The organism is Pseudomonas huaxiensis, from assembly GCF_003231275.1.
GTDB classification, from domain to species: Bacteria; Pseudomonadota; Gammaproteobacteria; order Pseudomonadales; family Pseudomonadaceae; genus Aquipseudomonas; species Aquipseudomonas huaxiensis.
In genome coordinates this window covers 106,057-126,730 of sequence record NZ_QKVL01000010.1, presented here as the reverse complement: position 1 = coordinate 126,730, position 20,674 = coordinate 106,057, and the positions used below count along the sequence as shown (strand labels likewise).

The 20,674-nt window shown below is 66.1% G+C and carries 22 protein-coding genes; 21 read left to right on the top strand and 1 reads right to left on the bottom strand.

Annotated elements, in window-relative coordinates:
- Positions 1–28: 28 nt before the first annotated feature.
- Positions 29–1,489: a protein adenylyltransferase SelO gene (gene selO / locus DM374_RS14025; protein ID WP_110970375.1), complete on the top strand. Its 1,461-nt coding sequence runs from the start codon at positions 29–31 to the stop codon at positions 1,487–1,489.
- 112 nt (positions 1,490–1,601) lie between these two features.
- Here selO and DM374_RS14020 read toward each other — a convergent pair whose 3' ends face one another.
- Positions 1,602–2,375: a ParA family protein gene (locus DM374_RS14020; RefSeq protein WP_110970374.1), complete on the bottom strand. Its 774-nt coding sequence runs from the start codon at positions 2,373–2,375 to the stop codon at positions 1,602–1,604.
- A 318-nt stretch (positions 2,376–2,693) separates the two neighbouring features.
- Between DM374_RS14020 and DM374_RS14015 the strand changes: the two genes are divergently transcribed.
- The 20 genes from DM374_RS14015 to DM374_RS13920 are packed head-to-tail and all read left to right on the top strand — an operon-like array spanning position 2,694 to position 20,654.
- Positions 2,694–3,410: a beta-ketoacyl synthase chain length factor gene (locus tag DM374_RS14015; protein WP_110970373.1), complete on the top strand. Its 717-nt coding sequence runs from the start codon at positions 2,694–2,696 to the stop codon at positions 3,408–3,410.
- Positions 3,386–4,201 carry a lysophospholipid acyltransferase family protein gene (locus DM374_RS14010; RefSeq protein WP_110970372.1) on the top strand — a complete coding sequence of 272 codons (816 nt, stop codon included), beginning with the start codon at positions 3,386–3,388 and terminating at the stop codon, positions 4,199–4,201. The genes DM374_RS14015 and DM374_RS14010 overlap by 25 nt, the downstream gene beginning before the upstream one ends.
- Positions 4,173–4,442, top strand: coding sequence for a phosphopantetheine-binding protein (locus tag DM374_RS14005; RefSeq protein WP_110970371.1), 270 nt, complete (start codon positions 4,173–4,175; stop codon positions 4,440–4,442). The genes DM374_RS14010 and DM374_RS14005 overlap by 29 nt, the downstream gene beginning before the upstream one ends.
- Positions 4,443–4,451: 9 nt before the next feature.
- Entirely contained in the window at positions 4,452–4,706 is a 255-nt protein-coding gene (locus DM374_RS14000; protein WP_110970370.1) for an acyl carrier protein, read from the top strand.
- A complete protein-coding gene (locus tag DM374_RS13995; RefSeq protein ID WP_110970369.1) occupies positions 4,703–5,248 on the top strand; it encodes a COG4648 family protein in 546 nt (181 codons plus the stop codon). Before DM374_RS14000 ends, DM374_RS13995 begins: the two co-directional genes overlap by 4 nt.
- Positions 5,245–6,918 (top strand): acyl-CoA synthetase family protein, encoded by a 1,674-nt coding sequence (locus DM374_RS13990; RefSeq protein ID WP_110970368.1) that lies wholly within the window; start codon positions 5,245–5,247, stop codon positions 6,916–6,918. The genes DM374_RS13995 and DM374_RS13990 overlap by 4 nt, the downstream gene beginning before the upstream one ends.
- Positions 6,911–7,645 carry a glycosyltransferase family 2 protein gene (locus DM374_RS13985; protein ID WP_110970367.1) on the top strand — a complete coding sequence of 245 codons (735 nt, stop codon included), beginning with the start codon at positions 6,911–6,913 and terminating at the stop codon, positions 7,643–7,645. The genes DM374_RS13990 and DM374_RS13985 overlap by 8 nt, the downstream gene beginning before the upstream one ends.
- Entirely contained in the window at positions 7,642–8,574 is a 933-nt protein-coding gene (locus DM374_RS13980; RefSeq protein ID WP_110970366.1) for an LpxL/LpxP family acyltransferase, read from the top strand. The genes DM374_RS13985 and DM374_RS13980 overlap by 4 nt, the downstream gene beginning before the upstream one ends.
- On the top strand, positions 8,555–10,099 hold the full coding sequence (locus DM374_RS13975; protein WP_110970365.1) for an HAL/PAL/TAL family ammonia-lyase: 1,545 nt from the start codon (positions 8,555–8,557) through the stop codon (positions 10,097–10,099). Before DM374_RS13980 ends, DM374_RS13975 begins: the two co-directional genes overlap by 20 nt.
- On the top strand, positions 10,092–10,517 hold the full coding sequence (locus DM374_RS13970) for an acyl-CoA thioesterase (RefSeq protein WP_110970364.1): 426 nt from the start codon (positions 10,092–10,094) through the stop codon (positions 10,515–10,517). Before DM374_RS13975 ends, DM374_RS13970 begins: the two co-directional genes overlap by 8 nt.
- The gene (locus tag DM374_RS13965) at positions 10,514–11,113 is read left to right on the top strand and encodes an outer membrane lipoprotein carrier protein LolA (RefSeq protein WP_110970363.1); all 600 of its coding nucleotides are present in this window, start codon (positions 10,514–10,516) and stop codon (positions 11,111–11,113) included. The genes DM374_RS13970 and DM374_RS13965 overlap by 4 nt, the downstream gene beginning before the upstream one ends.
- Positions 11,103–13,421 (top strand): MMPL family transporter, encoded by a 2,319-nt coding sequence (locus DM374_RS13960; RefSeq protein WP_110970362.1) that lies wholly within the window; start codon positions 11,103–11,105, stop codon positions 13,419–13,421. The genes DM374_RS13965 and DM374_RS13960 overlap by 11 nt, the downstream gene beginning before the upstream one ends.
- A complete protein-coding gene (locus DM374_RS13955; protein WP_110970361.1) occupies positions 13,418–14,578 on the top strand; it encodes a cation:proton antiporter in 1,161 nt (386 codons plus the stop codon). The genes DM374_RS13960 and DM374_RS13955 overlap by 4 nt, the downstream gene beginning before the upstream one ends.
- On the top strand, positions 14,565–15,812 hold the full coding sequence (locus DM374_RS13950; protein ID WP_110970360.1) for an NAD(P)/FAD-dependent oxidoreductase: 1,248 nt from the start codon (positions 14,565–14,567) through the stop codon (positions 15,810–15,812). Before DM374_RS13955 ends, DM374_RS13950 begins: the two co-directional genes overlap by 14 nt.
- Positions 15,809–16,552 (top strand): class I SAM-dependent methyltransferase, encoded by a 744-nt coding sequence (locus DM374_RS13945; protein WP_110970359.1) that lies wholly within the window; start codon positions 15,809–15,811, stop codon positions 16,550–16,552. Before DM374_RS13950 ends, DM374_RS13945 begins: the two co-directional genes overlap by 4 nt.
- Positions 16,549–17,043 (top strand): DUF3261 domain-containing protein, encoded by a 495-nt coding sequence (locus DM374_RS13940; protein WP_225422499.1) that lies wholly within the window; start codon positions 16,549–16,551, stop codon positions 17,041–17,043. The genes DM374_RS13945 and DM374_RS13940 overlap by 4 nt, the downstream gene beginning before the upstream one ends.
- On the top strand, positions 17,040–18,239 hold the full coding sequence (locus DM374_RS13935) for a beta-ketoacyl-[acyl-carrier-protein] synthase family protein (RefSeq protein WP_110970358.1): 1,200 nt from the start codon (positions 17,040–17,042) through the stop codon (positions 18,237–18,239). Before DM374_RS13940 ends, DM374_RS13935 begins: the two co-directional genes overlap by 4 nt.
- Positions 18,236–18,703, top strand: coding sequence for an ApeP family dehydratase (locus DM374_RS13930; RefSeq protein ID WP_110970357.1), 468 nt, complete (start codon positions 18,236–18,238; stop codon positions 18,701–18,703). Before DM374_RS13935 ends, DM374_RS13930 begins: the two co-directional genes overlap by 4 nt.
- Positions 18,700–19,428, top strand: coding sequence for a 3-oxoacyl-ACP reductase FabG (gene fabG, locus DM374_RS13925; protein ID WP_110970356.1), 729 nt, complete (start codon positions 18,700–18,702; stop codon positions 19,426–19,428). Before DM374_RS13930 ends, fabG begins: the two co-directional genes overlap by 4 nt.
- Positions 19,428–20,654 carry a beta-ketoacyl-ACP synthase gene (locus DM374_RS13920; protein WP_110970355.1) on the top strand — a complete coding sequence of 409 codons (1,227 nt, stop codon included), beginning with the start codon at positions 19,428–19,430 and terminating at the stop codon, positions 20,652–20,654. Before fabG ends, DM374_RS13920 begins: the two co-directional genes overlap by 1 nt.
- Positions 20,655–20,674: the final 20 nt, after the last annotated feature.

Genomic DNA, 20,674 nt, shown 5'->3' with positions numbered 1-20,674 from the left:
TGCTCAGGTTTTCCCAAGGAGATGGCCGTTGAAAGCCCTCGACGAACTGACCTTCGACAATCGCTTCGCCCGCCTGGGTGATGCGTTCTCCACCTCGGTGCTGCCCGAGCCGCTCGACGACCCGCAACTGGTGGTCGTCAGCGAGGCCGCCATGGCCCTGCTCGACCTTGAGCCCACCGAAGCCCATTCCCCCGTCTTCGCCGAACTCTTCAGCGGCCACAAACTGTGGTCCGAGGCCGAGCCGCGGGCGATGGTCTATTCCGGCCACCAGTTCGGCTCCTACAACCCGCGCCTGGGTGACGGCCGCGGACTGTTGCTGGGCGAAGTGCGCAACGACGCCGGCGACTCGTGGGACCTGCACCTCAAAGGCGCAGGCCAGACGCCGTATTCGCGCATGGGTGACGGCCGCGCGGTGCTGCGCTCGTCCATCCGCGAATTTCTCGCCTCCGAAGCGCTGTACGCGCTGGGCATCCCCAGCAGCCGGGCCTTGTGCGTGATCGGTTCGAACACCCCGGTGTGGCGCGAAACCAAGGAAAGCGCGGCCATGCTGCTGCGCATGGCGCCGAGCCATATCCGCTTCGGCCACTTCGAATACTTCTACTACACCCGCCAGCCGGAACAGCAGCGCATCCTCGCCGAGCACGTGCTGAACCTGCATTTCCCGGAATGCCGCGACGCGGACGAGCCGTACCTGGCAATGTTCCGCACCATCGTCGAACGCAACGCGGAGCTGACCGCCAAGTGGCAGGCCTACGGCTTCTGCCATGGCGTGATGAACACCGACAACATGTCGATCCTGGGCATCACCTTCGACTTCGGCCCGTTCGCCTTCCTCGATGATTTCGACGCCGGCTTCATCTGCAACCACTCCGACGACCAGGGCCGCTACAGCTACAGCAACCAGGTGCCGGTCGCCCACTGGAACCTCAGCGCGCTGGCCCAGGCGCTGACGCCGTTCATCAGCGTCGAGGCGTTGCAGGAAAGCCTTGGGTTGTTCCTGCCGCTGTACGAGGCGCACTACCTCGACCTGATGCGCCGCCGCCTCGGCCTGACCACCGCCGAGGATGACGACAAGGTGCTGATCCAGCGCCTGCTGAGCCTGATGCAGCCTGGCGCGGTGGATTACACGCTGTTCTTCCGCAAGCTGGGTGACCAGCCGGTGGAACAGGCGCTGAACGTGGTGCGGGATGATTTCATTGATTTGGCGGGCTTCGATGGCTGGTCAGTGGATTACCTGGCCCGCGTGGCGCGGGAACCTGACAACGCCAGCGGGCGTCGCGAGCGGATGCATGGCGTGAACCCGCTGTACATCCTGCGCAACTACCTGGCGCAGCGCGCCATCGAAGCGGCGCAGGGCGGGGATTTCTCGGAAGTACGGCGGCTGCATGAAGTGCTGACCCGGCCGTTCGAGGAACAACCGGGGATGGAAGCCTATGCGGAGCGGCCGCCGGAGTGGGGCAAGCATCTGGAGATCAGTTGTTCTTCCTGAACTTTCGGCGGCCCGCAAATCGCGAGCAAGCTCGCTCCTACAGGTCACACACCATTTCAGAATCCTGTAGGAGCGAGCTTGCTCGCGATCGATTTTGCGGACAAAACAGCTCTCAAGCGTTCTCTTCAAGCAGAGAATGCAACTCAACAAACTGCTGAGTCAGCTTATGCCGCGGCTCAAGGTGAATCAGCGGCAGATTGGCCTGATGTGATTCACGCATCTTCACCGAGCTGTTGAGGTACACCGGCAGCACCGGCAAACCTTCAGCCAGCAGTTCTTCAAGCATCTGCTGCGGCAGGCTGGCGCGGGACTGGAACTGGTTGACCACTATCCCCTCGACCTGCAGGTCTTCGTTGTGGTCCTCCTTCAGCTCTTCGATTTCCGCCAACAGGCCATACAGTGCCTGGCGCGAGAAGCTGTCGCAGTCGAAAGGAATCAGCACACGATCAGCAGCAATCAGCGCGGACACCGCATAGAAGTTCAACGCAGGCGGGGTGTCCAGGTAGATCCGGTCGTAATCCTCGGCCAGTTCATCGAGCAACTTACGCAGCTTGTTGATCTTGTGCTTGGCCTCGAGCTTGGGCTGCAAGTCGGCCAGCTCAGCGGTCGCAGTAACCACGTGCAGGTTGTCGAACGGCGTTTCGTAGATATCGACCTTGTTCTTCTTGGCAAACGGCCCGGAAGACAGGGTCTGCTTGAAGAAGTCGGCAATCCCCATGGGAATGTCCTCGCCGGTGAGGCCGGTAAGGTACTGGGTGGAGTTGGCCTGGGCATCCAGGTCGATCAGCAGGGTCCGATAGCCTTCATTGGCACTCACCGCCGCGAGATTGCAGGCGATGCTGGACTTGCCCACGCCACCTTTCTGATTGAACACCACGCGCCGCATGGAAAGACCTCCGTGTATCAGGGAATGTCCGAGTATGTGAGTCCGTCACCGACTTGACCAGCGTTGTGACGCTCAAGAATCGGGGCAGCCGACCGACAACCCGATACCACCGCCTGTCGGGAAAGGCCCGCGCCAGAAAATACAATGGGCAAGCTGGGGTCTGAGCCTCCCAGTCAAGCAATTTTATTTGACTGTTTGTTTGCTACGAACCCACTGCACCCGGATAATGCGCGGCACTCGGCGATAGTGTCGCCCCTGCTGGCCGTTGCTCCGAGTCACCCCTCGGCATGGAAGTCCCTCAGGGCGAGAATCAACACCGTGATCAATTTCAATATCAGCCAGTGGCGCGCTTGGGCGCCGGGCCTTCAAACGGTGGGCGACTGGCAGCAATGGAGCCAGGGCGCCAGCATCGCCGATGATGGCGAACAAACGCCGGACGTGTCGTTCCTGCCGGCCATGCAGCGTCGCCGCCTCAGCCGCCTGGCACGCATGGCGTTCGCCGTGGGCTGGCCCTTGGCCGAAGGCCTGGACGACCTGCCGCTGGTCTTCGTCTCCCGCCATGGCGAGACACCCCGCACCTTCGAAATTCTCAGCGACCTCGCCAACGGCGAACCCCTGTCGCCCACTCAGTTCAGCCTGTCGGTGCACAACGCCGTGATCGGCCTGTGGTCGATCCTGCGCGGCGAACGCAGCGAGATGAGCGCTATCGCCGCGGCCGACGACGGTTTCGAGCAGGGCGTGCTGGAAGCCGCCGGTCTGCTGCATGACGGCGCGCCCGCCGTGCTGCTGATCGTGGCCGAAGAAACGCCACCCGAAGCCTATCTTCCGTGGATCACCGATGTGCCGTTCGCCTACGCCGTCGGCCTGCTGCTGACCCCGGGCGACGACTGGAGCCTGTCCCTGGCCCCACCATCGGGCAGCGCCGGCGTCACCGAACCTCACGCCTTGAGCTGGCTACGCTGCCGGCTCGATGACCAGTCCGCTTTCCAACACTCGCTGAAGGGCCGCACATGGAACTGGCAACGCAAGGCCTGAGCCGTCCGAAGGACGCTTATCTCTGGCGCCTCGTCGCCACGGCCATCAGCTTCCTGCTGTTCGGCCTCGGCGGGCTGTGCCTGCGCTTGCTGGTGTTCCCTTTGCTGGCCTGCCTGCCCGGTGACAGCGCCCGCCACCGGCAACGCGCCCGCCACACCATCAGTTGGCTGTTCTGGCGGTTCATCCGGTTCATGGCCGCCTGCGGCGTGCTCACCTATGAAGTCAGCGGTGCGGAAAAACTCGGGCGCCCCGGCCAGATGATCATCGCCAACCACCCGTCGCTGATCGACGTGGTGTTCCTGATCGGCCTGGTGCGCCAGGCCAACTGCGTGGTCAAGCAGAGCCTGTTCCGCAACCCGTGCACGCGCGGCCCGGTGACCTCGGCGCAGTACATCAGCAACGACGGCAGCATGGACATGCTCGACGCCGCGGTCGGCGCCCTGCAAAGCGGCCAGACACTGATCATCTTCCCCGAAGGCACCCGCACCGTGCCCGGCCAGGCCCCGGCCTTCCACCGCGGCGCGGCGGCCATCGCCCTGCGCGGAGCGCAATTCATTACCCCGGTCACCATCCGGGTCAACCCCAGCACCCTGACCAAGGCCGAGCCCTGGTACCGGATACCGCCGCGCCGGGTGCATTTCAGCCTGCACGTCGGCGCCGACATCACCATCCAGGATTTCGCCAGCCAAGGCCCGGCACCCCAGGCCTCGCGCAAACTCAACGACCATCTGCACCAGTACTTCATCAAGGAGCTCGCCGAAGATGAGCGAACCAACGCAACTGAACAATGACATCAAGCTGTTGATCATCGAGGCCCTGGGCCTGGAAGACATCAGCGCCGACGACATCGGCGACGACCAGACGCTGTTCGGCGAAGGCCTCGGCCTGGATTCGGTCGACGCCCTGGAACTGGGCCTGGCCATCCAGAAGCGCTATGGCATCAAGATCGACGCCGACGCCAAAGACACCCGCAACCATTTCACCAGCGTGGCCAGCCTTGCGGCTTTCGTCACCGCCAAACAGGCAGCCTGAGACCGCACCATGCAAACTCGCGAAGACATCTTCAACATCCTGCGCGACGCGCTGGTCGAACTGTTCGAACTGGACGCCGCGCGCATCACCCTGGACGCCAACCTGTACCAGGACCTGGAAATCGACAGCATCGACGCCGTCGACCTGATCGACCACATCAAGCGCCAGACCGGCAAGAAAATCGCCGCCGACGAGTTCAAGGCGGTGCGTACCGTCAACGACGTGGTCGAGGCCGTGTACCGCCTGGTCGCCCAGGAAGCATGAAGCGCCTGATCGGCCTCGGGCTGGTCCTGGCCGGTCTGCTTTATCCGTTCGCGGTGCATTTCGGCATGGAGCATTTCGCGCCGTGGCAGTTCGGCCTGCTGTTGGGCGGGCTGTGGCTGGCGCGAGCGCTGACCCAGCCGAACAACCAGGGCGGACGCTGGATGGCCCTGGTGGCGATCGGTTTCTGTGTGCTGCTGGCGGTGGTGGACGACCCGGCGCTGCTGCGCTGGTACCCGGTGCTGGTCAGTGCATTCATGCTGACGCTGTTCGGCCTGAGCCTGAAATTCGGGCCGCCGATCGTCGAGCGCCTGGCGCGCCTGACCGACCCGCAGCTTCCAGACATCGCCATCCGCTACACCCGCCGGGTGACCTGGGTCTGGAGCGGCTTCTTCCTGGCCAACGGCCTGGTCGCCGCAGCGCTGACCCTGTGGGCGCCGCTGAGCTGGTGGACCCTGTACAACGGCCTGATCGCCTACGGCTTGATGGGCCTGATGTTCGCCATTGAATGGCTGATAAGACAACGTGTGCGAGGACGCTCATGAAATGGATAAACCTTGAGCGACTGCTGCTGCCGGCCGATGCCGTGCGGCCAGTCACCTTCGCCCCGGCGCTGGATCACGCCGACCTGACCGGACACGCCCTGCAACTGGCCGCTGGCCTGCAACGCCGGGGCATCCGCCGGGTCGCCGTGTACCTTGAAGACGCCGCGCAACTCGCCGTGGCATTGCTCGGCGCCTGGCGCGCCGGGGTCCAGGTCTTGCTGCCGGCGGACCTGCAAGCGCAGACCCGCCAGCGCTGGGCCGATCAGGTCGACCTGTGGATAAGCGAGCAGGACCACAGCCCCGAAGCCCTGTTCGACGCCCCGCTGGCGGCGGCCGAACTGGACCTGCGCGAGTGCCGCGTCAGCCTGTGCACCTCCGGTTCCAGTGGCGAGCCCAAGCGCATCGACAAACAACTGCGCCAACTGGCCGCCGAAGTGCGGGTGCTGGAAGACCTGTGGGGCACCGACCTCGGTCCGGCCTGCATCATCGGCAGCGTCGCCACTCAGCACATCTACGGCTTGCTGTTCCGGGTGCTCTGGCCGCTGTGCGCCGGTCGCCCGTTCGTGCGCCGGCAACTGCCGTTCCCCGAAGACCTGCAGCGCGCCAGCCGCGAGCACCCGGCGTTCGCCTGGGTCGCCAGCCCGGCGCTGCTCAAGCGCATGGGCGACAACCTCGACTGGCCGGCCCTGAGCCCGGTGCGCCGGGTGTTTTCCAGCGGCGGCGAACTCTCGGCCGACGCCGCGCAAGTCCTGCAAGAGCGCCTCGGACAACGGCCGACGGAAATCCTCGGCAGCTCGGAAACCGGTGGCATCGCCTGGCGCCAGGACGACAGCCTGTGGCAGCCGTTCGCCGGGATCCATCTGAGCCAGAGCGACGAAGGCGCGCTGCGCATCGAGTCGCCCTACCTGCCCGAAGGCCATGTGGAACAGAGTGCCGACGCGGTGTCGTTCGACGAGCACGGGCGCTTCCGCCTGATCGGCCGGCTGGACCGCATCGTCAAGCTGGAAGAAAAACGCATCGCCCTGCCGACCCTGGAACAGGCGCTGCTGGAACACCCGTGGGTCGACGACACCCGCCTGGGGATGATCCAGGAACGCCGGGCCTTCCTCGGCGCGCTGGTGCAACTCAGCGCCGCCGGCCTGCACGCCCTGCGCAACCAGGGCCGACGCGCCGTCACCGAAACCCTGCGTGCGCACCTCGTCCCGCACTGCGAAGCCCTGGCCCTGCCGCGGCGCTGGCGGCTGCTGCGACAACTGCCCTACACCGCCCAGGGCAAGCTGCCCCAGGCTACGGTCGATGCACTGTTGCAGGCGCCGCGGCCACACGGGCCAGACGTGCTGTCGCAAGAGCAGCACGGCGAGGAAACTCACCTGCACCTGGCGATCTCCGGCGACCTCGTGTACTTCAACGGCCATTTCCCGAAGACCCCGGTGCTGCCCGGCGTGGTCCAGGTCGACTGGGCCATCGCCCTCGGCCAGGCGCTGCTGGACCGGCCACGGCGCTTCGCCGGAATGGAAGTGCTGAAGTTCCAGCAACTGGTGCGCCCCGGCGATCGCCTGCTGCTGACCCTGCGTTTCGACGCCGAGCGCGGCAAGCTCTACTTCGCCTACAGCAACGACGGCGCGCCCTGCTCCAGCGGCCGCATTCTGCTGGAGGCCGGCGATGAATAAGCCCTGCGCGGTCATCCCGGTGTTCAACCACGAAGGAGCTGTGCCCGCAGTGGTCGCCGACCTGCGCGCCGTCGGCCTGCCCTGCGTGCTGGTGGACGACGCCAGCAGCCCGGCCTGCGCCCACGTGCTGCAACAACTCGCCGAGCAGGATCAGGTGTTTCTGGTCAGCCTGGCAGTCAATCAGGGCAAGGGCGGCGCGGTCATGGCCGGCTTGCGTGAAGCGGCGCGGCTGGGCTTCAGCCACGCCCTGCAGGTGGACGCCGACGGCCAGCACGACCTGGCCGATGTCAGCCGCTTTCTCGAACAGTCTCGTGAACACCCCGAGGCGCTGATCTGCGGCTTTCCGCAGTACGACGAAAGCGTGCCGAAAGGCCGCTTGTACGCGCGCTACCTGACCCACGTGTGGGTGTGGATCAACAGCCTGTCGCTGCGCATTCCCGATTCGATGTGTGGCTTTCGCGTCTATCCGCTGCCGCCGGTGTTGGCCCTGATCAACTCGGTCAACCTCGGCCGGCGCATGGACTTCGACCCGGAAATCCTCGTCCGCCTGGCGTGGCGCAACCAGCCGATGCGCTGGCTGCCGACCAAGGTCCATTACCCGCAGGACGGCCTCTCGCATTTCCGTCTGTTCCACGACAACGCGCTGATCTCGACCATGCACACCAAGCTGTTCTTCGGCATGCTCCTGCGTGCGCCGGTCATTCTCTGGCGGCGGTGGCGGGCATGAGCGAACGGCACTGGGCCGCCCACGAAGAGCGCGGCAGCTTCCTGCTGATGAAGCTCACCGCCTTCGGCGTCAAGCTGCTGGGCCGGCGCCTGCTCAGCCCGATCCTCTACGGCATCGTCCTGTACTTCTTCCTGTTCGGACGCCGTGCCCGTCACAGCGCCTGGCAGTACCAGCAGCGCCTGGCGCAATGGAGCGGCCAACAAGAACTGCGGCCGAGCCATCGCCGGGTGTTCGGCCAGTTCATGGCCTTCGCCGATGCCCTGCTGGACAAGCTGGATGTGTGGAACGGCCGGCTCGGCCTGGATCAGATCGAGATCGTCGATCCCGCCAACCTGCGCAGCCAGTTGCGCGCCGAACGCGGGCAGATGCTGGTAGGCGCGCACCTGGGCAACCTCGAAGTGTGCCGGGCGCTCGCCGAACTGGGCGAGCAAGTGACGATGAACGTGCTGGTCCACACCAAGCACGCCGAGCGCTTCAACCGTCTGCTGGGCGAGGCCGGGGCGACCAACCTGCGGCTGATCCAGGTCAGCGAGCTGGACCCGGCGATCATGCTGCAATTGAGCCAGCGCCTGGAGCGCGGCGAATGGCTGGCGATCGCCGGCGACCGCGTGCCGTTGCACGGCGGGCGCACGGTCACGGTGGATTTCCTCGGCCATCCGGCGCCCTTCCCGCAAGGCCCATGGCTGCTGGCCGGCTTGCTCAAATGCCAGACGAACCTGTTCTTCTGCCTGAAACGCGATGGCCGTTACCAGGTGACTCTCGAACCCTTCGCCCCGGCCATCGAATGGCGCCGTGGCCAGCGCGATCAAGTGATCGCCGACTGGGCCGGACGCTACGCCGACCGCCTTGGCCACTATTGCCTGCAAGCGCCGCAGCAATGGTTCAATTTCTACCCATTCTGGAAGACTGATGACGATGCATCCGCATGAGCCTGTAACGTTCGGCGAGTCGCCGCTTTCAATCGAAGACATCCAGGCCGTGAGCCAGCGCCAGGCCGAATCACGCCTGCAGGCCGACGCCGACTACCGCGCCCGGATCGCCCGCGGCGCGCAGTTCCTCGACACCCTGCTGGACAAGGAAGGCGTGATCTACGGCGTCACCACCGGCTACGGCGACTCCTGCGTGGTGGCCGTGCCGCTGGAACACGTCGAAGCACTGCCGCGTCACCTCTACACCTTCCATGGCTGCGGCCTGGGCCGTCTGCTGGACGCCCCGGCGACCCGCGCCGTGCTCGCCGCCCGTTTGCAGTCGCTGTGCCACGGCGTGTCCGGGGTGCGCATCGAACTGCTGGAGCGCCTGCAGGCGTTTCTCGCCCACGACATCCTGCCGCTGATCCCGGAAGAAGGTTCGGTGGGCGCCAGCGGTGACCTGACACCGCTGTCCTATGTCGCCGCGACCCTCTCCGGCGAGCGCGAAGTGCTGTTCCGCGGCGAGCGCCGCCTGGCCGCCGACGTGCACCGCGAGCTGGGCTGGGAACCGCTGGTGCTGCGGCCCAAAGAAGCCCTGGCGCTGATGAACGGCACCGCCGTGATGACCGGCCTGGCTTGCCAGGCCTTCGCCCGCGCCGATTACCTGCTCAAGCTGGCGACCCGCATCACCGCGCTCAACGTGGTCGCCCTGCAAGGCAACCCGGAACACTTCGACGAGCGCCTGTTCGCCGCCAAGCCGCACCCGGGCCAGATGCAAGTGGCCGCGTGGATTCGCCAGGACCTCGCCATCGACGCACCGACTGCGCCGCTGCACCGCCTGCAAGACCGCTACTCGCTGCGCTGCGCACCCCATGTGCTGGGCGTGCTGGCCGACTCGCTGGGCTGGCTGCGCGGGTTTATCGAGACCGAACTGAACAGCGCCAACGACAACCCGATCATCGACGCCGAAGCCGAGCGCGTGCTGCACGGCGGGCACTTCTATGGCGGGCACATCGCCTTCGCCATGGACAGCCTGAAGAACCTCGTGGCCAACGTCGCCGACCTGCTCGACCGCCAGCTCGCTCTGCTGGTGGACGTGCGCTACAACCACGGCCTGCCGAGCAACCTGTCCGGCGCCAGCGCCGAGCGCGCCATGCTCAACCACGGCTTCAAGGCCGTGCAGATCGGCACCAGCGCCTGGACCGCCGAGGCCCTGAAAAACACCATGCCGGCCAGCGTATTCTCACGTTCCACCGAGTGCCACAACCAGGACAAGGTGAGCATGGGCACCATCGCCGCCCGTGACGCGCTGCGGGTGCTGGAGCTGACCGAACAGGTCGCCGCCGCCGCCCTGCTGGCCGCCAACCAGGGCGTCTGGCTGCGTGGTCGCGAAGCCGAAGCCCGCGACCTGCCGCCCGCGCTGGCGGCAATGCACGACCAACTGCTCGGCGACTTCGCCCCGGTAATCGAAGACCGCGCGCTGGAAAGCGACCTGCGCCTGTGCCTGCAACGTATCGCCGCACAACACTGGAGGCTGCATGCGTAGTCAGGGAGCGCTGCACGTCGACACCGAAGTGCTGGTGCCGTTCTTCGACGTCGACAGCATGCTGGTGGTCTGGCACGGGCATTACGTCAAATACCTGGAAGTGGCGCGCTGCGCGCTGCTCGACCACCTCGGCCACAACTATCAGCAAATGCTCGCCTCGGGTTACGCGTGGCCGGTGATCGACCTGCAACTGCGCTACGTGCGCGGCGCAGTGTTCGGCCAGCGCCTGAAGGTGCGCGCCAGCCTGGTGGAATGGGAGAACCGGCTGAAGATCAACTACCTGATCAGCGACGCCGCCACCGGCGAGCGCATGACCCGCGCCAGCTCGGTGCAGGTCGCGGTGCACATCGAAAGCCGCGAGATGCAACTGGCCTCGCCCCAGGTGATGCTCGACGCCGTGAACAAGGTGCTGTCATGAAGCCACTGCTGCGAAGCCTGCTCTGCCTCGGCCTGCTGGGCGCCAGCGCGCTGGCCCAGGCGTTCGACCTGAACGACCTGCGCAAGCAATTGAGCGAGCCGGAAGTGATCAAGGGCGAGTTCGTCCAGGAAAAACACCTGCGCGCCCTGCCCCAGCCACTGCTGAGCAAGGGCCACTTCGTCCTCGCCCGCGACCACGGCCTGCTGTGGCTGCTGCAAACACCGCTGCAACAGGATTACCGGCTCAACGCCAAGGGCATCGCCCGCCGCGATGCGTCTGGCTGGCAAATGGTGCCGACGCGCACCGCCGGGACCGAGCAGAACAAGCTGTTCTTCGCCGTGCTGCAAGGCGACAGCGGCGGCCTGGAGCGGGACTTCGAGCTGAGCCTGCAAGGCGATGCACAGCACTGGCAACTGCGGCTGGTGCCGAAGTCGCTGCTGATCAAGCAGATCTTCAACCAGATCGACATTGATGGCGGCCGCTATGTTGAACGCATCCAGTTGCAGGAGACCCAGGGCGACAGCACGGTCCTGCGCATGCCATCGAGCACCAGCGCCAGCCTGACCGACGCGGAGCGCCACGACCTTGTCGACTGAGCGCCTGCTGCCGCGACTGTTCCTGCTGATCCTCTGCACAGTCCTGCTGCTGGCCGGCTGGCAGTGGCATCGCGGCGCGCCGCTGTCCGCCGACCTGATGAGCCTGGTCCCCGGTGCTACCGAAGACCCGCTGGTCAAGCGCGCCGAGCAACGCATGCAGGAGCCGCTGAACCGCGAAATCCTGGTGCTGGTCGGCCATCCAGAACGTGACAAAGCCATCGCCCTCGCGGCGCAACTGGGCGAGCAATGGCAGGCCAGCGGTCTGTTCGAGAAGGTCCAGTGGAGCTTGCAGACCGACATCGCCGCGCTGCGTGCGCAACTGCTGCAAGGCCGTCTGGCGATGCTCTCGGCGGCGGACCGACACACGCTGGTGGAGTCCCCCCAAGCCTTTATCCAGCAGCGCGTGCAAAGCCTGTTCGATCCCTTTTCCGGCTTCAGCCTGGTACCGAGCCAGGATGACTGGCTGGGCCTGACCGGACGTATCCAGAACAGCCAGCCGCGTCCGGCGGCCATCCAGTTCGATACCGCCAGCGGCAGCCTGATCGCCGAAGCCGACGGCCAGCACTGGGTAATGCTGCGTGCCCGCACCCAAGGCAACGCCTTCGACATGAAGCTACCGTTGCAGGTCGCCGGGCTGCTCGCCGACAGTCGCCACCTCGCCGACCAGCAAGGCGCCCGGTTGATTGCCGCCAGCGGCCTGCTCTACGCCGCCGATGGCCAGCAACAGGCGCAGCGCGAAATGACCTGGGTCGGTGGCGGCGCCACGCTGGGCATCATCCTGCTGTTGCTGCTGGCATTCCGTCGGCCCCGGGCGCTGCTGGCCTTCGTCCCGGTGCTGGTGGGTATGCTGTTCGGCGCCACTGCCTGCGTCGCCCTGTTCGGCCAGATGCATGTGATGACCCTCGTTCTCGGCTCCAGCCTGATCGGCGTGGCAGTGGATTACCCGCTGCACTACCTGTCGAAAAGCTGGAGCCTGCGCCCCTGGCACAGTTGGCCCGCGGTGCGCCTGACCCTGCCGGGCATGAGCCTGAGCCTGGCCACCAGTTGCATCGGCTACCTGGCGCTGGCGTTCACGCCGTTCCCGGCACTGACCCAGATTGCCGCCTTTTCCGCCGCCGGCCTGATCGGCGCCTACCTGAGCGCGGTGTGTCTGCTGCCGGCGCTGCTCAAGGGCGTCGCGCTGCAACCGGCGCAGTGGCCGCTGACCCTCGCAACCGCCTTGGTCAACCTGCGTGAAGCACTGCTGCGGCGGGTGCCGAGCCCGGCGCTGCTCGGCCTGTTGCTGCTGTTCTGCCTCGGCGGCCTGTGGCACCTGGAGACCCGCAACGACATTCGCCAGTGGGTCGGCAGCTCGCCGCGCCTGCTGGAGGAAGCCAAGGACGTTGCGCGGATCACCGGCTACCAGCCCACCAGCCAGTTCTATCTGGTGCGCGGCGTCGACCAGAGCCAGTTGCTCTCACGTTTGCAGGCACTGGGCACGCGCCTCGACCAGCAGGTTCAGGCCGGCACGCTGAAAGGCTACATGGCGCTCAGCCAGGCGATCGCCAGCCCCGCCGATCAACAACAGGTGCGCGACGCATTGACCCGCCTGCCCGAACACTGGCAGCCGCTGCTGGACGTCGGCGTGCCATCCGCCACGCTGGAAAACGAGTTGAAGCAGGTACAAGCCCTGCCGACGCTGGATATCGATCAGGTCCTGGCCGGGCCGTTAGGCGAAGCCTGGCGGCCGCTCTGGCTCGGTGCCGATGACCAGGGTGTGGCCGCTGTCGTCAGCCTCCAGGGCCTGAGCGATCCGGCGCTGCTGCGCCAGCAGGTCGTGGACCTCGATGGCGTGCAACTGGTGGACCGTCTCGGCGACCTCAACCGCCTGTTCGCGGCCACCCAGATCAGCGCCGCCGAATTGAAGCTGTTGTCCTGCGTGCTGATCGCCTTGCTGCTGATCCTGCCGTTCGGCTTCGGTGGCGCCCTGCGCATCGTCGCCCTGCCGCTGCTGGCGGCGCTGTGCAGCCTGGCCAGCCTCGGCTGGCTGGGTCAGCCGCTGACGTTGTTCAGCCTGTTCGGCCTGCTGCTGGTCACCGCCATCAGCGTCGATTACTCGATCCTCATGCACGAGCACATCGGCGGCAGCGCCGTCAGCCTGCTCGGCACCCTGCTGGCGGCGACCACCACCTGGCTGTCGTTCGGCCTGCTGGCGGTGTCCAGTACGCCGGCGGTGAGCAACTTCGGCCTGGCCGTCAGCCTCGGCCTGGCCTTCAGCTTCGTCCTGGCCCCCTGGGCCGCCAGCCGCCACAAGGAAGCGTCGGCATGACCATTCTGCTGTTCTGGGCCCTGGCCCTGTCGCTGTTCCTGATCGCCAGCGAGATTGGCCGGCGCCTGGGCCTGATCAGCATCGTCAGCCAGTTGCTGCTGGCGACCCTTGGCCTGCCGCTGCTGATGCTGTTCTGGGTCGAGCCGAACTGGCAGCTCAGTGGTGCGGAACTGGTCGCGCCCGTCTGGCTGAAAACCCTCTACGGCATGAGCTTCGCCCTGTTACTGGGGCACATCCTCTCGGATGTGGTGGAGCTGAAATTCGACCGGCAGAGCCTGAAGATCGCCCTGCCGAGTTTTCTCGTGCCCTTCGCCTGCGGCCTGGCCTGCGGTGTGTGGCTGCTACCCGAGCAACCCTGGCTGACCTCGCTCGCCCTCGGCCTGGTCTTCGCCATCACCGCCATTCCGGTGCTGTACCTGTACCTGAGCAACATCGATTACCCGCCCGCCGCCACGCGCAGGCTGATGCAGGCAGCGATCATGATCGACGTGGTCTGCTGGCTGCTGTTCGGCCTGGGCAAGGGCAGCCTGCAACCGCTGAGCCTGATCCTGCCGCTGCTCGGCGCCTGCCTGCCGTTGCCGCTGTACGCCCTCGGCCTGCGCCGGCCGGCGATCTACGGCCTGCTGTTCCTGACGCTGCTGTTCATCGCCGAGCACTACCGCCTCAACGCGCTGATTTTCGGCATCGGTTATCTGTGCTGCCTGGCCTGGCTCAAGCTGCCGCTGCGCATGCCGTTGCCGGCGCGGTGGATCAAGCGCCTGCAGAACGGCGTGGCGATTCCGCTGATCCTCACCTTCGGCATCATCCAGATTGACATCCATCACGTCCTGCAAGGCTTCGATGCGGTACATCTGGCCGCCCTGCTCTTGCTGCCGATCGTCAGCAAGCTGCTGGGCAACTGGCTCGGCCTGAGCTGGGCAGGGCCTTCGTTCGAAGGCGCGAGTAAATGGCGGGAAACGCTGCTGCTGAACATTCGCGGCCTCAGCGAAATCGTCTTTCTCAACCTGCTCCTGCAACAGCACTTGATCAGCCCGGCGCTGTACTTCGCGCTGATGCTGATGAGCCTGATCGCCACACTCATGCCCGCCATCGCCGGGCTGCACCGCATTCCTCTCAAGACTATTCCGACGGCAAGGAGGCCTTATGCCGAACACTGAATTGCAACAACGCCAGGTCCTGATCATCGGCGCCGGCCCGTCCGGCGCGATCGCCGCCGCCCTGCTCAAGCGCCAGGGCCATGACGTGCTGATCATCGAGCGCCAGCGTTTCCCGCGTTTCTCCATCGGCGAAAGCCTGCTGTCGCACTGCCTCGACTTCGTCGAGGAAGCCGGCATGCTCGAAGCCCTTGAAGCGGCCGGGTTCCAGCGCAAGAACGGCGCGGCCTTCGCCTGGGGCGACGAGTACAGCGCCTTTGATTTCGGCGAGACCTTCTCGCGCGGCAAGCCGACCACCTTCCAGGTGCAACGCGCGCGCTTCGACCAATTGCTGGCCGACCAGGCCGCCCTGCAAGGCGTCGAGATCCGTTACGAAGAAGAAATCATCGCCGCAGATTTCGAGCGCGAGCACCCGCACCTGAGCGTCCGTCGTCTGGACGGCAGCGAGTACCGCGTCGAAGCGCAGTTCGTCCTCGATGCCAGCGGCTACGGCCGCGTGCTGCCGCGTCTGCTGGACCTCGAAGCACCGTCCAGCTTCCCGGTACGCCAGGCGGTGTTCACCCATATCGAAGACCGCATCGACCACCCGGGTTTCGACCGCGAGAAGATCCTCATCACCACCCACCCCGAGCACCGCGACATCTGGTTCTGGACCATCCCGTTCAGTGACGGTCGCTGCTCCCTCGGTGTGGTCGCCGCCGCCGAGCATTACGCCAACGCGCCGAGCGACCTGGATGCCTGCCTGAAAGACTTCGTCGCGCAGACCCCAAGCCTGTCCAAAGTGCTGGCCAACGCCGTGTGGGACACCCCGGCGCGGACCATCGGCGGCTACTCGGCCAACGTCAAGACGCTGCACGGCAAAGGCTTCGCCCTGCTGGGCAACGCCGCCGAATTCCTCGACCCGGTGTTCTCCTCCGGGGTAACCATCGCCATGCGTTCGGCGAGCATGGCCGCGGCCGTGCTGCACCGTCAATTGCAGGGCGAAGCGGTGGACTGGGAAAGCGAATTCGCCACCCCGCTCAAGCGCGGCGTGGACACCTTCCGCGCCTACGTCGAGGGCTGGTACAACGGCGGCTTCCAGGACGTGATCTACCACCCGGGCAGTTCCGACGAGATCCGCGCCATGATCAGCTCGATCCTCGCCGGATACGCCTGGGACCAGAAGAACCCCTTCGTCAGCGAACCCAAGCGCCGCCTGCGCATGCTCGCTGAAGTCTGCGCAAGGACGGCGGCATGAGCGAGCAACCCTTCTTCAGCGACAGCTACGTCGAGGAAACCCGCTTCGGCTTCTGGTTCCTGCGCAGCCACACCTGGCAGCACCATGTGCTGCGGGTGGCGATCAACGACCTGCGCACGCTGTTCGATCAGGAACCACCCAAGGCGCCGGTGCTGCTGGACGTCGGCTGCGGCCAGGGCCGCTCGTTCCGCCGCCTCAACGAAGTGTTCGCGCCGGGTCAGTTGCAAGGTACCGACGCCGACCCGCACAGCCTCGAACTGAGCCAGGCCGAAGCCCGTCGCCTGGGCCTGAACGTGGAACTGCGCGGCAGTGACTGCGCGGCGCTGCAATTTGCCGACGCCAGTGTCGATATCCTGTTCTGCCACCAGACCTTCCATCACCTGGTCGAACAGGAAAAAGCCCTCGCCGAGTTCTGGCGTGTGCTCAAGCCCGGTGGCTACCTGCTGTTCGCCGAGTCCACCGAGGCGTATATCGATACCTGGGTGATCCGCTGGCTGTTCCGTCATCCGATGCATGTGCAAAAGAGCGCCGAAGGGTACCTGCAGATGCTTCGCGACCAGGGCTTCGAGTTCACCCCGCGCAACGTCTCCTACCCGTACCTGTGGTGGAGCCGCTCCAGCGACTTCGGCTTGCTGGAGCGCACCGGCCTGCGCAAGCCGCCGCCCGTTGGCCAGCGTGAGGAAACCCTGGTCAACGTCGTTGCCCGCAAACCGCTGACCCCGGACGTGCCCGCCTCATGAAACGCCTGCTGCCCTTTCTCGTCCTGAGCGTCTGCCTGTTGCTCGGCGCTTGCGCCAGCAACGCGCCGCTGCCCGAACAGTTGCCGCCGCTGGCGCTGCCGATGCAGTTGCATGTGCAGCGCGAACAGGCCGGGGAGCGCCAGGACTGGCTGCTGGTGATCCAGCGCGAAGACCAGCGGTTGCGCTGGTCATTGATGGATTTGCTGGGCATTCCCCAGGCGCGACAATTGCTCGATCAGGGCACCTGGCAGGCCGACGGCCTGCTGCCGCCCAACCCGGCCGCCCGTGAATTGTTCGCCGGGTTGCTGTTCGCCCTGACCCCGGCCGAGCAGCTGCAACGCCTCTATCCCGGTGCACGCCAGCAAGACAAACAACGCTGGCTGGGCGAACGCTGGCGGGTCGACTATCGACAAGCCGACGACTTCACCTTGAACCTTGGGCAGGGCCTGCGTTATCTAGTCAGCCCCCTGCCCCGCGAGAACACGCCATGACCGCTTATCTGAATGCCCTGGGCCTGGTGTGTGCCCTCGGCCGCGATCAGGCTGAAGTTGCCCGCGGCCTGTTCGCCGGCGACTGCTCCGGCATGCGCGAGAGCGATCGCTGGGTGCCCGGACGGAGCATCCCGGTGGCGGCCGTGCCCGGCGAACTGCCCGAGCTGCCGGCGCATCTGGCGCATCAGCAAAGCCGCAACAACCAACTGCTGTACGCCGCCTGCCTGCAGATCGAAGCGCCGTTGCGCGCAGCGATCGAGCGCTTCGGTGCCTTGCGGGTCGGCGTGGTCCTCGGCACCAGCACCTCCGGTATCGAAGAGGCCAGCCAGGGCATTGCCCAACACCTGCGTGAGCAGCATTTTCCGCCCAGCTACGACTATGCCCAGCAGCAACTCGGCGCACCCGCGGCCTTCCTCGCCAACTGGCTGGACTTGAGCGGCCCGGCCTATGTCATTTCCACCGCCTGCACCTCCGGCGCACGGGCCCTGATGAGCGCCCGCCGCCTGCTCGACATGGGCCTGTGCGACGCGGTGATCTGCGGCGGCGTCGATAGTCTGTGCAAGCTGACCCTCAACGGCTTCAGCGCCCTGGAGGCGGTCAGCACGCAACGCTGCAACCCGTTCTCGGTCAACCGTGACGGCATCAATATCGGCGAAGGCGCGGCGGTGTTCCTGATGACCCACGACGCCAACCCGACAGGCACCACCGTCGCCCTGCTCGGCGCCGGCGCCAGCTCCGATGCCCACCATATTTCCGCACCGGATCCCGAAGGCACCGGCGCCTTGCAGGCAATGCGCAAGGCGCTGGAAAATGCCCACCTGACCCCGGACCAGATCGATTACCTGAACCTGCACGGCACCGCCACCCGACACAACGACGCCATGGAGAGCCTGGCGGTCAACGCCCTGTTCGGCGAACGCCTGCCTTGCTCGTCGAGCAAGCCGATGACCGGCCACACCCTCGGCGCCGCCGGCGCGCTGGAAGCGGCGTTCTGCTGGCTGGCACTGGCCGCGGACAACCGCGAAGGCCGTCTGCCGCCGCAGGTCTGGGACGGCGCGCGCGACCCGCAACTGGCACCGCTGAACCTGCTCGATGGCGACCAGCGCCTGCCGCTGCAAGGCCCGCGGCACCTGATGAGCAACTCGTTCGCCTTCGGTGGCAACAACGTCAGCCTGATTCTCGGAGACACCCCATGATTGCCTGGCCACTGGCCGAACTGCTGCCCCATGCCGGCGACATGATCCTCATCGACGGGATCGAGTCGTTCGACGAGGAGCAGATCCACGCCCACGTCACCGTCCGCCCCGGCGGTCTGTTCAACCGCCCGGACGGCAGCCTGCCGGCCTGGGTCGGCATCGAACTGATGGCCCAGACCGTGGCCGCCTATGCTGGCTGCCGCGCGCGCCAGCAGGACAAGCCGGTGGAACTGGGCTTTTTGCTCGGCACCCGCAAGTTCCAGTGTGATGTCGAGCATTTCCCCGCCGATTCGCACCTGCGCATCCACGCCCAACGCTCGCTGGAAGACGAGAACGGCATGGGCGTGTTCGAGTGCCATCTGCATGGCCCTGGCATTTACGCCACGGCCCGCCTGAACGTTTTTCGCCCGCCACAGGCCGCCACTTACCTGGCCGAGGCAGGCTCCGAGGAGTCCCCGCAATGACTGACACCATTCTGGTCACCGGCTCCAGCCGTGGCATCGGCCGGGCCATCGCCCTGCGTCTGGCTCGCGCCGGTTACGACCTGGTCCTGCACTGCCGCAGCGGCCGCGCCGAAGCCGAGGCCGTCGCCGAGGAAGTCCGCGCCCTTGGCCAACAGGCCCGGGTGCTGCAGTTCGACGTCGCCGACCGCGCCGCCTGCGCCGCCATTCTCACCGACGACGTGGAAACCCACGGCGCCTACTATGGCGTGGTGTGCAATGCCGGGCTGACCCGCGACGGCGCCTTCCCGGCGCTGACCGACGACGATTGGGATCAGGTGCTGCGCACCAACCTCGACGGTTTCTACAACGTCCTGCACCCGCTGACGATGCCGATGATCCGTCGCCGCGCGCCGGGCCGCATCGTTTGCATCACCTCGGTGTCCGGGCTGATCGGCAACCGCGGCCAGGTCAACTACAGCGCCTCCAAGGCCGGCGTGATCGGTGCCGCCAAGGCCCTCGCCATCGAGCTGGGCAAGCGCCGCATCACCGTCAACTGCGTGGCCCCCGGGCTGATCGACACGGCGATGCTGGACGAGCACGTGCCCGTCGATGAACTGCTGAAAATGATCCCGGCCCAGCGCATGGGCACCCCGGAGGAAGTCGCCGGTGCGGTGAATTTCCTGATGTCGTCGGAGGCCGCCTACATCACCCGCCAGGTTCTGGCGGTCAACGGAGGCCTGTGCTGATGAAACGCGTGGTTGTCACCGGCATGGCCGGCATCACCTCCCTGGGCAGCGACTGGCCGACCATCGCCGCCAACTTCGCCGCCAATCGCAGCGGCATCCGCCGCATGGACGAGTGGGATCGTTTCGCCGAACTCAACACCCGCCTGGCCGGGCCGGTGGATGATTTCGCCGTCCCCGCAAGCTGGACCCGCAAGCAGTTGCGCAGCATGGGCCGCGTCTCGCGGATGGCGGTCGCGGCGTCGCAGAACGCGCTGCTGGATGCCGGCCTGCTCGACGACCCGTCGATCCGCGACGGCCGCATGGGCGTGGCCTGCGGCTCGTCCACCGGCAGCACCGAGGACATCAAGGCGTTCGGCAACATGCTGCTCAACTCGGTGGCCGAGGGCCTCAACGCCAACTCCTACGTGCGCATGATGCCGCACACCACCGCCGCCAATATCAGCATCTTCTTCGGCCTGACCGGGCGCCTGATCCCGACGTCCAGCGCCTGCACCAGCGGCAGCCAGGGCATCGGCTACGCCTACGAGGCGATCAAGTTCGGCCGCCTGCCGATGATGCTTGCCGGCGGCGCCGAAGAACTGTGCCCGACCGAAGCCATGGTCTTCGACGCGCTCTACGCCACCAGCCTGAAAAATGACGCCCCGCACACATCGCCGAGCCCGTACGACAGCGGCCGCGACGGCCTGGTGATCGGCGAAGGCGCCGGCATGCTGGTGCTGGAAGAACTGGAACACGCCCTCGCGCGCGGCGCACACATCTACGCCGAGATCGTCGGCTTCGGCAGCAACGCCGACGGCCAGCACACCACCCGCCCTGAGCAGGTGACCATGCGCCGGGCGATGGAGCTGGCCCTGGAAGATGCCGCGCTGGCGCCCGAGGCGATCGGCTACGTCAACGGCCACGGTACCGCCACCGAACAGGGCGACATCGCCGAAACCCTGGCCACCAGCAGCCTGTTCGGCCCACGAATGCCGATCAGCTCACAGAAAAGCTTCCTCGGTCACACCCTGGGCGCTTGCGGTGCACTGGAGGCGTGGTTCAGCATCGAAATGATGAACAGCGACCGTTATGTGCACACCCTGAACCTGGAAACCGTCGATCCGCGCTGTGGCGAACTGGATTATCTGTGTGGCGAGTTCCGCGCGATGAGCCATGGTTATGTCATGAGTAACAATTTCGCCTTTGGCGGGGTCAATACCTCGCTGATTTTCCGTCGCTGGTCCTGAACACCTGACAACACCTGGAG